Source organism: Streptosporangium amethystogenes subsp. fukuiense (genome assembly GCF_042665875.1).
Classification (GTDB): domain Bacteria; phylum Actinomycetota; class Actinomycetes; order Streptosporangiales; family Streptosporangiaceae; genus Streptosporangium; species Streptosporangium fukuiense.
The window spans coordinates 2,395,687-2,407,681 of the sequence record NZ_JBHTEE010000001.1 but is presented as its reverse complement, the minus strand read 5'-3'; the positions used below and the strand labels follow the sequence as shown (position 1 = coordinate 2,407,681).

The 11,995-nt window shown below is 69.9% G+C and carries 12 protein-coding genes and 1 pseudogene; 6 read left to right on the top strand and 7 right to left on the bottom strand.

Features of this window, described 5'->3' with window-relative positions; all coding sequences use genetic code 11:
- Positions 1 to 134: 134 nt before the first annotated feature.
- Both ACFQVD_RS10605 and ACFQVD_RS10600 read right to left on the bottom strand, forming a co-directional pair.
- Positions 135 to 1,707: pseudogene (locus ACFQVD_RS10605) on the bottom strand (IS1182 family transposase).
- Positions 1,708 to 1,771: 64 nt separating this feature from the next.
- Positions 1,772 to 2,686, bottom strand: coding sequence for a DMT family transporter (locus ACFQVD_RS10600; RefSeq protein WP_343966152.1), 915 nt, complete (start codon positions 2,684 to 2,686; stop codon positions 1,772 to 1,774).
- Positions 2,687 to 2,933: 247 nt separating this feature from the next.
- Between ACFQVD_RS10600 and ACFQVD_RS10595 the strand changes: the two genes are divergently transcribed.
- Genes ACFQVD_RS10595 through crcB form a run of 3 tightly spaced genes read left to right on the top strand, consistent with a single transcriptional unit; the run spans position 2,934 to position 4,113 of the window.
- Positions 2,934 to 3,404 (top strand): FluC/FEX family fluoride channel, encoded by a 471-nt coding sequence (locus ACFQVD_RS10595; RefSeq protein ID WP_343966154.1) that lies wholly within the window; start codon positions 2,934 to 2,936, stop codon positions 3,402 to 3,404.
- Positions 3,401 to 3,742, top strand: coding sequence for a DUF190 domain-containing protein (locus ACFQVD_RS10590; protein ID WP_343966156.1), 342 nt, complete (start codon positions 3,401 to 3,403; stop codon positions 3,740 to 3,742). The genes ACFQVD_RS10595 and ACFQVD_RS10590 overlap by 4 nt, the downstream gene beginning before the upstream one ends.
- The gene (gene crcB, locus ACFQVD_RS10585; protein ID WP_343966159.1) at positions 3,739 to 4,113 is read left to right on the top strand and encodes a fluoride efflux transporter CrcB; all 375 of its coding nucleotides are present in this window, start codon (positions 3,739 to 3,741) and stop codon (positions 4,111 to 4,113) included. The genes ACFQVD_RS10590 and crcB overlap by 4 nt, the downstream gene beginning before the upstream one ends.
- A gap of 75 nt (positions 4,114 to 4,188) precedes the next feature.
- Here the strand turns inward: crcB and ACFQVD_RS10580 are convergent, their stop codons facing one another.
- Positions 4,189 to 4,785 (bottom strand): TetR/AcrR family transcriptional regulator, encoded by a 597-nt coding sequence (locus ACFQVD_RS10580; RefSeq protein WP_343966161.1) that lies wholly within the window; start codon positions 4,783 to 4,785, stop codon positions 4,189 to 4,191.
- Positions 4,786 to 4,932: 147 nt separating this feature from the next.
- On the opposite strand from ACFQVD_RS10580, the gene ACFQVD_RS10575 reads away from it, so the two are divergent.
- The gene (locus tag ACFQVD_RS10575; protein ID WP_364155965.1) at positions 4,933 to 6,432 is read left to right on the top strand and encodes an MDR family MFS transporter; all 1,500 of its coding nucleotides are present in this window, start codon (positions 4,933 to 4,935) and stop codon (positions 6,430 to 6,432) included.
- An 89-nt stretch (positions 6,433 to 6,521) separates the two neighbouring features.
- On the opposite strand, the gene ACFQVD_RS10570 is transcribed toward ACFQVD_RS10575, so the two are convergent.
- Entirely contained in the window at positions 6,522 to 7,499 is a 978-nt protein-coding gene (locus tag ACFQVD_RS10570; RefSeq protein ID WP_343966163.1) for a sporulation protein, read from the bottom strand.
- A 150-nt stretch (positions 7,500 to 7,649) separates the two neighbouring features.
- A complete protein-coding gene (locus ACFQVD_RS10565) occupies positions 7,650 to 8,321 on the bottom strand; it encodes a pyridoxamine 5'-phosphate oxidase family protein (RefSeq protein WP_343966165.1) in 672 nt (223 codons plus the stop codon).
- A 405-nt stretch (positions 8,322 to 8,726) separates the two neighbouring features.
- Here ACFQVD_RS10565 and ACFQVD_RS10560 point away from each other — a divergent pair, with 405 nt between their 5' ends.
- Positions 8,727 to 9,233, top strand: a complete 507-nt coding sequence (locus tag ACFQVD_RS10560) for a CBS domain-containing protein (protein WP_343966167.1) — start codon at positions 8,727 to 8,729, stop codon at positions 9,231 to 9,233.
- Between the two features lie 3 nt (positions 9,234 to 9,236).
- Positions 9,237 to 10,238, top strand: coding sequence for an Acg family FMN-binding oxidoreductase (locus ACFQVD_RS10555; protein WP_343966170.1), 1,002 nt, complete (start codon positions 9,237 to 9,239; stop codon positions 10,236 to 10,238).
- Between the two features lie 49 nt (positions 10,239 to 10,287).
- On the opposite strand, the gene ACFQVD_RS10550 is transcribed toward ACFQVD_RS10555, so the two are convergent.
- Positions 10,288 to 10,938 carry a response regulator gene (locus ACFQVD_RS10550; protein ID WP_030914300.1) on the bottom strand — a complete coding sequence of 217 codons (651 nt, stop codon included), beginning with the start codon at positions 10,936 to 10,938 and terminating at the stop codon, positions 10,288 to 10,290.
- Positions 10,935 to 11,936, bottom strand: a complete 1,002-nt coding sequence (locus ACFQVD_RS10545; protein ID WP_343966175.1) for a HAMP domain-containing sensor histidine kinase — start codon at positions 11,934 to 11,936, stop codon at positions 10,935 to 10,937. Before ACFQVD_RS10545 ends, ACFQVD_RS10550 begins: the two co-directional genes overlap by 4 nt.
- Between the last annotated feature and the right edge of the window lie 59 nt (positions 11,937 to 11,995).

Below are 11,995 nucleotides of genomic sequence, written 5' to 3'. Positions count from 1 at the left end.
CCAGGACCGGGGTGGATCTGTACTTCCGGTGAGGAACGTCGCCTAGAAGCCCACTGAAGATCTTGCTGTGATGCCCCCCAGGGGGTCTGTGATGTCCCCGGTGGGGGCGACAGCATGACCGTGGCGTGGCGTTCCTATACCGGTGTGATGGCCAGTGTCCACCTATCGCCGGTCCGGGCAAGTCCGAGGTTGATGAGCGTGCGGAGATTGACGGCGGCGACCCGGGTATGGAGCCAGGCGTTGTTCTTGATGGTGCCGATATAGCGCAATCGTCGGCTGCCGCGGGCCACGATCCAGGCGACCGCGCGCTCGACCGGGGGCCGCCACCGGCGGTAGTCGGCTTGCCAGGCCGGGTCGGTGGCGGCCTGACGGCGGGCGGCAACGAGGAGGTCGTGGTGAGGGGTGATCTGCACGACTCGCCCCTTCTTGGCGGTGGTGCAGCGCTCACGCAGTGGGCAGCCCGCGCATGCCTCACCGAAGACAGCCCGCTTCTTGATGGTGTCACCGCCCAAAGTGGCGCGTTGACCGGCGGGGCAGACGACCACGCCGGAGGCGGTGTCGATGACGAAGTCATCGAGGGTGAATCCGCCGGGGACGGCCGGCCGTGGCGGCGCCGGTTTGATCACCAGCCGGTGCCCGGCCTGCTGGAGTTCCCGCCGGCAAGGACCGGTGGAGTAGGCCGCATCGGCAAGGACGTCGACGGGCCGGTCTTCTCCGGCGAGCAGGTCCACAGCCACCACCGCCTTGTGATGGGCGGCACCGGCGCCGGGCCACAGGGCGACCGCGGTCAGCAGGCCGGTCTCCGGTTCAACGACCAGGTGGGCCTTGTAGCCGTCCTGGTGGTGGGTGCGGGTCTTGTGCACGTGCCAGGACTCGGGGTCGACCGTGGAGATCATCCGGTCGGGCACGGTGCGCCGGGCGATACGCCATCGTCCGTCCCGGCCGTCGGAGTCGTCGGCGGGTTCGACGTCTTGGCCCGCGACCAGGGCCAAGATGCCGACCGCGTTCGCGCCCTGCTCGCCCAAGGGCTGCTCGGGCAGGCCTGCCAGTAATCGGATCGCGTCCCCCACCAGCGCGTCCACCAGCACCACGCGTGCCTGCTCATCGTTCCAGGCGATCGCCGGCTTGCCCGGATCGGTGTAGTCATGGGCGGTGCAGCACGAAGCGGCGACCTCGCCCGCGCCGGGGACGTCACGGATCACCCCGCGGATCGCGGCGATCAGCTGCGTGACGGTGTCCTGGGTGGCCACCGCGTCATCCAGCACGGTCGAATCCAGCGCCCTGCGGTGTCGTCCTTTCAGCGCCCCGGTCGCCGTCACGACCGCACGCACCGCATCAAAGATCCGGTTGGGGGCGGTTGCGGGCCAGCCGCCGCCGGAAGTAGGTCAGCAGCGACGGATCGAAGGCGGTGTCATACAGTCCCAGGCCACAGGCGGCTTTCCACCGCAGGTCACAGCGCAGTTCCTGGACGGTGTCGAAGTCCGACAGCCCGTGCAGGGTCTGCAACACCATCGCGGCGGCCAGCACCTGCGGCGGCATGCTCGGGCGTCCGTTTCGGGACGGATACATGTCCGCGAACATCGCTCCGGGAAACAACGCCTCGCGATGCGAGGCCAGGAATGCGAACACGCTTCCTGCCGGGATCAGCTCCCGGCAGGTCGCCCAAACATCCGGTCCGATCGGTTCTCCGGCCCACTCACCCTGCATGACCAAGAAGTCTGGCGTGACCTCTCCCAGGACGGAGCAAGAACGCGAGATCTTCAGTGGGCTTCTAGGAGGACGCCTGCACGGCGGTCTTCTCCGCAGCCGGGGAGGTGCCGCGGGCCGAACTCGCCAGGATGCCCCAGAGGGCGCCGGCCAGCACCACCGTGCCCCCCGCGAGCTGCTGCCAGGTCAGGGTCCCGCCCAGCAGCAGCCAGGTGGCGAGCACCGTCACGACGGGCTCCAGCATGCTGAGAATCGACGCGCGTACCGGGCCGAGCGTCGTGGCCCCGACGAAGAACAGGGCGATCGCGAGCACCGTCGACACCAGCGCCACCGCCGTCACCCAGACCCACCCCGCCGGCGCGAAGCCGAGGTCCAGCCCGCCCGATGCCAGCCCGAGCAGCGCGAACGAGCCGGTGGCGAACATCGACAGGTAGGCCGTGGTGACCGAGGGGGACAGCGAGGCGGAGACCCGGCTGCCCACGATGATGTACAGGGCGTAGGCCACGGCGGCCCCGGTCGCCGCGAGCAGGCCGGGAACGTCGAGGCCGGTGTCCAGGCGGCCCACCACCAGGGTCAGCCCGGCCAGTGACACCAGGATCGGCCCGGCGACGGTCCAGCTCATGCGAGTGCGCTCCACCACCGCCGACAGCACGGACACGAGCGCCGGATACAGGTACAGCAGCAGTACGGCGAGAGCCGGCGAGATGCGCTGGACCGCGGTGAAGTACAGCAGCGACTGGGCCGCGTACATGCCGCCGCCCAGCAGCGCGAGGGTCGCCCACTGCCGTCCGGTCAGCCGCCCGAGCCTGCCGCGCACTCCCAGCCATCCCAGGAACAGCGCCGACGCGATCGCGAACCGCAGCATGAGTAGCGTCGTCACCGACATCCCCGTGCGGTACGCGAAGGAGGCGAAGACGGGCATGAGCCCGAACGCCGCCGCCGAGATCAGGATCGCCGCGACCCCGCGCCGCATCACCATCACCACCTCCGGCGATCATTGTGACCTATGGGACCTCATCCCTGTCATCGGGTACCTTCGGCGGCCGAAGGTCCTGCCGCGCGGTGTCCTGAGCGGCGGTGACGGTGATCGGGACGTGATCGCGCTAGGCTGAGCAGGGCCGAGGATCCATGCCGGCCGCGGCACGGCATCCCGCCGCCAACGGTCCTTGTTCGTGACAGGTCGTGTCCGCGGTCATGCCGGGCGTACACCACGCGCAGGGAGAGGCATGCGCTCGAAACAGACGAGGTTCGAGACAGTGACCGAGCCCGTCGATCCCCCCGAGCGGCGTCGCTCGCACCACGGTGTCCTGGCGGTGATCGCCGTCGGTGGCGCGATCGGCGCGGGCGCCCGCTACGGCGCCGCCCTGCTGTGGCCGACCGCGGCCGGCTCCTTCCCGTGGACCACGTTCTGCGTCAATGTGGCGGGCTGCCTGCTGATCGGGGTCCTGCTGGTGGCGCTGACCGAGGTGTGGACGGCGCCGGTCTGGGTGCGGCCGTTCCTCGCCACCGGAGTGCTGGGCGGGTTCACCACCTTCTCCACCTACTGCCTGGACATCGAGCGCCTGGTCACCGGCGGCAGAACCGGCCTGGCACTCGGTTACCTGGCGGCGACGCTCCTGGCGGCCCTGGCCGCGGTGGTCGCCGGCGCGTGGGCCACCCGGCGGCTTCTGGTACCGGCGGCGAGGAGGGCGCGATGATCCCGCCTGGACGGGCGCTGCGGTTGACGATCTTCGTTGACGACACCGACACCTGGCACCACCGCCCCCTGTACAGCGAGATCGTGCACCGCGCCCATGCCGCCGGGCTGGCCGGGGCATCGGTCTTCCACGGAGTGGAGGGTTTCGGAGCCGGCTCGGTCGTGCACACCACCCGGTTGCTGTCGATGACCGACGACCTGCCGGTGACCATCGTGATCATCGATACCGAGGAGCGGATCCGCGGCTTCCTGCCCCGGCTGGACGACCTGCTCACCGAGAGCCTGGCCGTTCTGGACGAGGTCGAGGTCGTTCGCCCCCGCGGCGGGCGGGCGAGGTGAACTGGCTGCTGGTGCTGCTCGGCGGCGCGGTCGGCGCGCCGATGCGCTACCTGACCGACCGGGCCGTGCAGGCACGCCACGACACGGTCTTCCCCTGGGGCACCTTCGCGGTCAACGTGGCCGGCTCGCTGATCCTGGGCGTCCTGGCCGGGGCCGCGCTGTCCGGGGCGGTGGGCCCCGGCATATGGTCGCTGCTGGGCACCGGCTTCTGCGGGGCGCTGACCACGTACTCGACGTTCTCCTACGAGACGCTGAGGCTGGCCGAGACCGGCGCGGTGCTCTTCGCCGTGGCCAACATCGCTGCCTCGATCGTCGCCGGCCTGGCAGCGGTGTTCGCCGGTCTCACCCTCGCCCAGACGATCTTCGGGTGAGCCGCCCGCGCGAAGGGCCGGGGAACCTCGTACGGCCGGCCCCGCCCACGGCCGGGTCTTCGGGAGCGGTGCGTCTCACTCCCGGTCGAAAGGCCGGGCCATCTCGTCCAGGACGTCGTCCATGATCTCGCACAGCAGCCGGGTCTCCTGCTCTTCGGTCCACATGTGCGTGGCGATGCGCAGCGCGACCAGGAAGGCGGCCGCCGTCACCCGGGCTCGGGTACCGGTCGCAGAGTCGCCGCCGCGCTCCGCGATGACCTGGGCGAGCTCGCGTTCGAGGTTGGCGTGGTTGGCCAACTGCCTGGCCAGGAGCGAGGGGTGCCTCTTGGCGAGTCTGGCGCGGACCACCCACTCCCTTTCCGGGCCGTCCCCTTCGCAGTAGCGATCGTGTACCGCTCCGCGCAGTGCCCGCCAGGCCGATTCCTCGGCGGGGCGGGTGCGGACCCGCTCGAGCAGCAGGCGGATGCGCTGCTCGTCGCCGTAGAGGAGGGCGTCCTCCTTGCCGGCGAAGTAGTTGGAGAAGGTTCGCCGTGAGATGTTGGCGGCGTCGGCGATGGCCTCGACGGTGACGTGGTCCAGGCCGTGCTCCACAGTCAGCCGTAGCGCGGCCTCGTGAACCGCCTGCCGCGTCTCGGCCTTCTTGCGCTCGCGCAACCCCATTGTGATCTGCATGACACGGACAGCCTAACGCCTGACACCGTACGTGCCCAGTGGGCAAAGTTTCTCAGTGGGCATGTATGGTGTCATGGCCCGTTCCAGTTACCCGTACATGGAGGTTGTGTGAGCACCCAAGCGGTCACGCCGCAAAGCACGGAGCCGATGACCCATCGGCAGATTCTCGAAGCGCTCAGCGGCCTGCTTCTGGTGCTGTTCGTGGCGATGATCAGCGGCACGATCGTGTCGGTGGCGCTGCCGCAGATCATCGGCGCGCTCGACGGGACCCAGTCCCAGTACACCTGGGTGATCACCGCGTCACTGCTCGCCGCGACCGCCTCCACCCCGATCTGGGGCCGGCTGGCAGACCTGTTCAGCAAGAAGCTGCTCCTTCAGATCTCCATCGTCATCTTCATGCTCAGCTCGCTGGCCTGCGGGTTCGCGCAGAACGCCGGCCAGCTCATCGCCTTCCGCGCCATCCAGGGCCTGGGCATGGGCGCCCTGCAGGTCCTGGTCCAGGTCATCATCGCCGCGATGATCAGCCCCAAGGAGCGAGGGCGCTACAACGGCTACCTGGGCGGGGTGATGGCCGTGGCCACCGTGGGCGGCCCGCTCCTCGGCGGCCTGATCGCCGACACCTCGTGGCTGGGCTGGCGCTGGTGCTTCTTCATCGCCGTGCCGTTCACGGCGATCGCCTTCGTCCTGCTGCACAAGACGCTCAAGGTGGTCTCGGTCCGCCGCCCGAATGTCAAGATCGACTACGCGGGCGCCACACTGATCGCCGCGGGCGTCAGCGTCCTGCTCATCTGGATCACCTTCGTCGGCAACTCCTTCGACTGGATCTCCTGGCAGACCGCGGTCATGGCCGGCGGCGGGATTCTGATCCTGGCCGTCGCCACCTGGGTGGAGTCACGGGTCGGCGAGCCGGTCGTGCCGATACACATCGTCCGCAGGCGCACCCCCGCCCTGGCCATCGTGGCCAGCCTCGCGGTGGGCATGGCGATGTTCGGCGGAGCGGTCTTCCTGGGGCAGTACTTCCAGATCGGTCGTGGCTACAGCCCCACCCAGGCCGGGCTGCTGACCATCCCGATGATGTTCGGCGTACTGCTCTCCTCCACGGTCTCCGGGCGGCTCGTGTCCCAGAGCGGCAAGGTCAAGCCGTACATCGTGACGGGTTCCGTGGTGCTCACCCTCGGATTCCTCGGCCTGTCCCTCATCGACCACGAGACCCCGCTGGCGCTCATCTCGGCCGCGATGCTGCTGGTCGGCATCGGCGTCGGCATGTCCATGCAGAACCTGGTGCTGGTCATCCAGAACGTCGTCCCGCTGAGGGAACTGGGTGCCGCCAGCGGCGCCATCACCTTCTTCCGCTCGCTGGGCGGCACCATCGGAGTCTCGGTACTGGGCGCGGTGCTGGCCAGCCGGGTGGCCACCGGTATCGCCGAGGGTTTCGCGAAGGCGGGCATCCGGCCGTCCGGCTCCGGAGGCAGCACCCTCAACCTTGAGGCGCTGCCCGAAGCCGCGAGGACCGTCGTGCGCGCGGCGTACGGCGACGCCACCGGGCACATCTTCCTGATCTCCGCCGCGATCGCCGCGGTGGGCGTCGTCGCGGTGCTCTTCCTCAAGCCGGTCAAGCTGCGCGACACCGTGGACCTGGCGAACTGAGCGGGTGACGACGGCCCGCCCCGCGAGGTCGCGGGGCGGGCCGTCACCGTCCTGTCCCGCCGGGGCTCACCGGGCGGGACCCGGCACGGTCACTCCTCCTCTTCCTCGTCCTCGAAGATCTCCTCGACCAACTCGGCGGCCACGTAGCCGCCGACCAGGCCGGCCGCGCCGGCGGCCACCACCGCCCCCATACCCGGACCACCGTGCCCCCCGTGGTGCCCCCCGTAGTGACCCCCGGGGTGACCGCCCTGGTGGGCGTACGGGTCGTGACCGCCGTAGTGGCCGCCGCCGTGGGAGTACTGGGACAGCGCGGCCAGCCAGCCGTTGATCTCCGAGGCCCAGTCGCGGTGCGGCGCCTCCTGGTGGCTGGTCTGCCAGCGGCCGAAGGCGTCACCGCCGGAACCGTGGCCGCCGGCCCGCTTGTCGGCCTCCAGGACGATGTCCAGCCCGCCGGGGTTGGCGATGAAGGTCAGCTCGACCTCGTTGATCTGCCCGGAGTAGGCGGGCGGCGGGTAGAACTCGATCTCCTGGTAGAACGGCAGCTGCTGGCTCACCCCGTAGATGTGGCCATGCTCCAGGTCGGCGCTCTTGAAGTGGAAGCCAAGCTGGGAGAATGCCCGCAGGAAGGCCTCCTGGGAGGCCAGCGGCTCGATCTCGACCGGATCCATGTCGCCCTTGTCGACCGCCGCGGCGATCGCCAGCTCGGTGCGCACCCCCATGCCCATGCCGTGCAGGTGCTGCCCGGCGATCTCGGTGATCGGTGCCTCCCAGGGGACGGGAAACTGGAAGGGAACGGTCTTGTCCTCTCCGCTGCGCAGCCGGAACGGTCCAGAGACCTGCGTACGGTGAAGTTCCATCAGGCCGATCTGCTCACCCTCGCCGTGCTCAGATTCCACCCGGGTGACCAGGCCAAGCGCGATGTACTCGATGTCGGCGTCGAAGTCCCCGCCCTTGATCCTTACCTCGCCGCGCAGCAGCCCGCCGGGTTGCACGCGCGGAGTGGACAGGACGGTGTCCACCGACGGGGCCCCGACACCGAAGGCTCCCAGCATCCGTTTGAAGATCACGGTTTCCTCTCCTGTTTGTTCGTCGAACATGACCGAAGAGCAAACGATCACCAGGCGGCCTGGGTTCCCGGGCCGCCTGTCAGCCGGCGCCGGTGGAACGGAGGTACCGCCCGCCGCCGACCCGGCGGCGGGCGAACGTCCCGCCGGCTGTCACGGAGCGTGCCGGATGCGCCGTCCGGTGATCTCACTGGGGACGATCCTGAGGTAGAGCTCGCGGTCGCCGCCCGCCCAGGGCTCGACTCCCGAGGCGGCGGCCTCGGCCTGCTCGTCGGCGGAGACATGGTGGGCGCCACCTCGGATGAGCACGCTCCATCCTTCGCGGGCGGTCTCGTCGATCCGGTCGATCTCGAATGAGATCTTGAACTCGACCCCCCGAACGCCGGTGCGCAGGTTGCTGTCGAGGGGACCGCCGACCGCGGTGCGGACGATCACCGAGTTGTCGTGCAGTACGTAGTTGACCGGCAGGATCGTCAGTCCCGCGGGCTCCTCGAAGGCGACCCTGCCGACACCGCCGGGGGCGATCAGCCGCAGGCACTCGTCGGGCTGCAGTTTCTCCAGGTGGGCATGGGGGGCGGGGCGGCCGTGCCCGGAGGGCAGGTTCATCGTCGCGCCGAGAAGGTCCTCGATGCCGGTGTCCAGGGCGTTGGCCAGTTTGCGCACGGTGTCGGTGGTGGGGGAGGCGGCGGTCTCCTCCAGGTAGCCGAGATATCCGGGGTCGATGCCGGCCCGGTCGGCCAGTTGCTCGCGGCTCAGGCGCAGCTCCTCACGTCGCCTGGCCAGCCGGCGGCCCAGGTCGCCCGGGGTTGCCATATGTTCGGTCATCAAAATCTCCCACTAGAACAGAACGAGCAAAGATCTGGCGTCGTCAAGCCGACCGTGCAGGGGCTTCGCGGGTTTTCCGGCCACCGCCCCTCCCCTCTTCCGAGAGGAAAACAGTACCCGGCAGGGCGGCGGGCCGCCTCAGGGCGAATCGCCCCCGCGGAGGATGTTCCCCTCAGCCGGTATTCCACCACGGGCAGGGTACGAAGATGGGGCCGGAAGTCCCCGGCGAGCGGGCCTTTCGGCCACTGCGGAGAATATGGGGAACCGGTCTGATGGAGGGGAGAGGGTGGAGGAGGAGCAGATGACAGTGCGGATGGTGGCGGGCACGGAAGGCTCACCTTCCTCGTGGGCCGCCGGCGACGCCGTGCCGGGTTCGACGACACGTCATGCCCGGGGTGAGGCGTGATGGACGTGCAGAGCCTCAGGGTGGCGCGGGTGATGAGCCGGACGCTGGTCGTCGTCGAACCCGACGAGTCCCCGCTCATGGCCTGGGAGATCATGCGTCGCGCGGGTGTCCATCACCTGCCGGTCGTCGACCGTAACGGCTGCCTGCGCGGTGTCCTCACCCAGGAGGATCTCGCCGCCCGCTGGTCAGGCGGCCCGGTCGAGCAGTCGCACGCTCAGGTCCACTCGTTGCTGGCCGAGCACCGCTGCCCGCACACCACCCTCGACGCGCGCCTGGCCGACGCGGCGGCGGCCATGATCGGCGCCGGTGTCGACGCGATTCCTGTTCTGGGAGAGTCCAGCAGGCTGGTGGGCATGGTGACCGTCACCGACGTGTTGCGGGCCGTGGCAGGCCTGATCACCGAGGAGGAGGAGCCGCCGGAGCTGATGACGGGGATGTTCCGGCTGGTCCCCGTCCTGCCCAGGTCTCGCGGGGCTGACGATCCCTTTACCCGTGACGGAGGCTGAGTCATGGTCGCTCGTACCAACGAGGAGATCACCTCGGCGATCCACACGGCGGTACAGGCCGCCGTGTGGGCACCATCGGTGCACAACACCCAACCGTGGTCCTTCACCGTCGACGGTGAGGAGATCGCCCTGCGGGCCGACAGCGAGCGGAAACTACGGCTCGGCGATCCCGAGGGCCGGGAAATGCTGATCAGCTGCGGTGCCGCCCTGATGAACGTACGGCTCGCGCTGCGGGTGCTCGGCTGTGAACCGCAGGTGCGCGTGCTGCCCGACCCCGACCGTCCCGCCCTGCTGGCGACGGTACGGATGGGGGCGACCGTCGCCCCGGACGAGCACACCCGGCTGCTGCACGCCGAGATCGAACGCCGCCGCACCCACCGCGCCGGATTCGCCGAGGTGCCCGTGGCGGACCGTCTCATCGAGGCGTTCGCCTGCCAGGCGAACGCCGAGAGGGCGCGGTTGACGCCGGTCAGGTCCGAGGCCGCCGTCCGAGTGCTCGCCGCGCTCACCTGCGCCGCCGAGGACGTGCAGTCCCAGGACCGGCTGTTCACCCTGGAGATGATCCGCTGGGCCCAGCCGCCGGGAAGCCCCCGCAAGGACGGGGTTCCGGCGCGGGCCTACCCGCGCGAGCCCAGACGGACCCACCCGCACTTCGCCCAGCGCGACTACGCCCACGGCCACCCCTGGGGCGACGACGCCGACCAGTTCCACTCCACCTTCACCGGAACCGTGGCGGTGCTGACCACGCCGGGGGACTCCCGTGAGGACTGGATCGCGGCGGGCCAGGCGTTGCAGCGGGTCCTGCTTCACGCCTCCGCCTACGACGTCAGCGCGGCCTTCCACACCCAGGCGCTGGAGATGTTCCACCTGCGGGAGTTCCTGCGGCAGGAACTGCTGTCGGGCGAGCACCCTCAGATGATCATGCGCCTGGGCTTCACCTCCGACGAGAGCGAGGGCGTCCGGCGGCCGGTCACCGACGTACTGGAAGAAGACGGGCCGGGCTGATCCGAGGGCCGCGAGGGAGCCGCGGGGACGGCCAGGTCCACCGATGCCCTCACGGCTCGATCAGGCCCGCGCGGATGGCGTACCTGGTGAGGTCGAGCCGGTCGCGCATGCCGAGTTTCTGCAGGATGTTGGCTCGATGCCGATCGACCGTCTTCGCGCTGATGAACAGGGTCTCGGCGATCTGCTTGGCCGAGTTGCCCTCGGCGATCAGCTTGACGATCTCCTCTTCGCGTGGGGTCAGGATGCTCTCCGGAATCGCCTCCCCCAGCCTGTCGCGCTGCAGGTAGTGCCGGATCAGGGCGGTGACGGCGCCCGGATACAGGAACGGCTCGCCTCGCATCGCCGCCCTGCACGCCTCCAGCAGGTCGCGGTCGGCCACCGACTTCAGCACGTACCCCGAGGCCCCCGCCTTGAGCGCCTCGAAGAAGTACTGCTCGTTGTCGTACATCGACAGGATCAGCAGCCGGATGCCGGGCGCGCGCCGTGAGATCTCGCGGGCCGCCTGCAGGCCGGTCATTCGCGGCATCGCGATGTCGAGGATCGCCAGGTCGATCGCCTCAGGTACGGCCGCCTCCACCGCCTCGGCGCCGTTGGCCGCCTCGGCCACCACGGTGAGGTCGGGTTCGGCGTCCAGAATCAGCCGCAGCCCGCGGCGGACCAGGGCATGGTCGTCGGCCAGCAGGATCCTGGTGGGGTTCATCGGCTTCCTTGTTCGTTCTCGGCCGGCACGGTGAGCCGGACGTCGGTGCCGCCGCCCTGAGGAGAGGTCACGGTCAGGCGGGCGCCGATGAGCATGGCGCGCTCGCGCATCCCGCGGATCCCCGCCCCGTCCTGGCGCACGCCACCGCGGCCGTTGTCGGCGATGCGCAACTCCAGGCCGCCGGGCCCCGCGGTCAGGGACAGCTCGACCCGGGAGGCGCAGGCGTGCCTGGCCGCGTTGGTCAGGCCCTCCTGGGCGATGCGGTAGATGACCAGTTCGACGTCCTCGCTCAGCGAGGGCAGCTCCGGATCGACCCTGCGGGTCACCGGAACGCCGCTGCTCTGGGAGAAGTCGCTGCTCAGCGCGTTGAGGGCGCTCTGCAGGCCGAGATCCTCCAGTACGCCGGGGCGCAGGCGGCGGGCGACCTGCCCCACCTCGTCCAGGCTCGCGCGGACGCTCTCCTGCACCCCGCGCAGTTCCTCGCGTAGCTCGTCGGGTGCACGGTCGGCGGCGTGCTTGAGGCTCAGCAGGACCACGGTGAGGCTCTGGCCGATCTCGTCGTGCAGCTCGCGGGCGATGCGCCGTCGCTCGCCCTCCTGTGCGGCCAGGGCGTGGGCGCTGCTGGCGCTGTGCTCGGCCTCCAGCCGGTCCAGCATCGCGTTGAACGTGTCGATCAGGTGGGTCAGGTCGCCGTTGCCGTCGCTGGGCAGCCGGTCCAGCGGGTGCAGCAGGTTCACCCGCTGCATCAGGGTCGTGAGCGCCTCGAGCGGGGCCAGGCTGGTGCGCAGAAGCAGCGCGTTGGCGGCCAGTATCAGCGCCAGGCCGACCGTCAGCACCGGGATCTCGGTCAGCAGCACCGGTGAGGACACGGTGGCGGGGGAGAGGGCGAGCACCAGCGTGCCGACCGTGAAGACCAGTCCGTTGATCACGAACAGGCGTTTGAACAGGATGCGCGCCGGGCTGCGTGCTCCTGCCACCTTTTGGGTGCGCTCGTTCATCTCATCAGCCTCCCGGCCGCCGGACGGCTTGTCCATGGGGGGCGTCTCCCATCTTCTCG

What these genes read in the sequence shown, in the direction of transcription:
- ACFQVD_RS10600 (WP_343966152.1), bottom strand. Translation starts at nt 2,686, where the DNA reads ATGGTGATGCGGCGCGGGGTCGCGGCGATCCTGATCTCGGCGGCGGCG.
- ACFQVD_RS10595 (WP_343966154.1), top strand. Translation starts at nt 2,934, where the DNA reads ATGCGCTCGAAACAGACGAGGTTCGAGACAGTGACCGAGCCCGTCGAT.
- ACFQVD_RS10590 (WP_343966156.1), top strand. Translation starts at nt 3,401, where the DNA reads ATGATCCCGCCTGGACGGGCGCTGCGGTTGACGATCTTCGTTGACGAC.
- ACFQVD_RS10580 (WP_343966161.1), bottom strand. Translation starts at nt 4,785, where the DNA reads ATGCAGATCACAATGGGGTTGCGCGAGCGCAAGAAGGCCGAGACGCGG.
- ACFQVD_RS10575 (WP_364155965.1), top strand. Translation starts at nt 4,933, where the DNA reads ATGACCCATCGGCAGATTCTCGAAGCGCTCAGCGGCCTGCTTCTGGTG.
- ACFQVD_RS10565 (WP_343966165.1), bottom strand. Translation starts at nt 8,321, where the DNA reads ATGACCGAACATATGGCAACCCCGGGCGACCTGGGCCGCCGGCTGGCC.
- ACFQVD_RS10560 (WP_343966167.1), top strand. Translation starts at nt 8,727, where the DNA reads ATGGACGTGCAGAGCCTCAGGGTGGCGCGGGTGATGAGCCGGACGCTG.
- ACFQVD_RS10555 (WP_343966170.1), top strand. Translation starts at nt 9,237, where the DNA reads ATGGTCGCTCGTACCAACGAGGAGATCACCTCGGCGATCCACACGGCG.
- ACFQVD_RS10550 (WP_030914300.1), bottom strand. Translation starts at nt 10,938, where the DNA reads ATGAACCCCACCAGGATCCTGCTGGCCGACGACCATGCCCTGGTCCGC.
- ACFQVD_RS10545 (WP_343966175.1), bottom strand. Translation starts at nt 11,936, where the DNA reads ATGAACGAGCGCACCCAAAAGGTGGCAGGAGCACGCAGCCCGGCGCGC.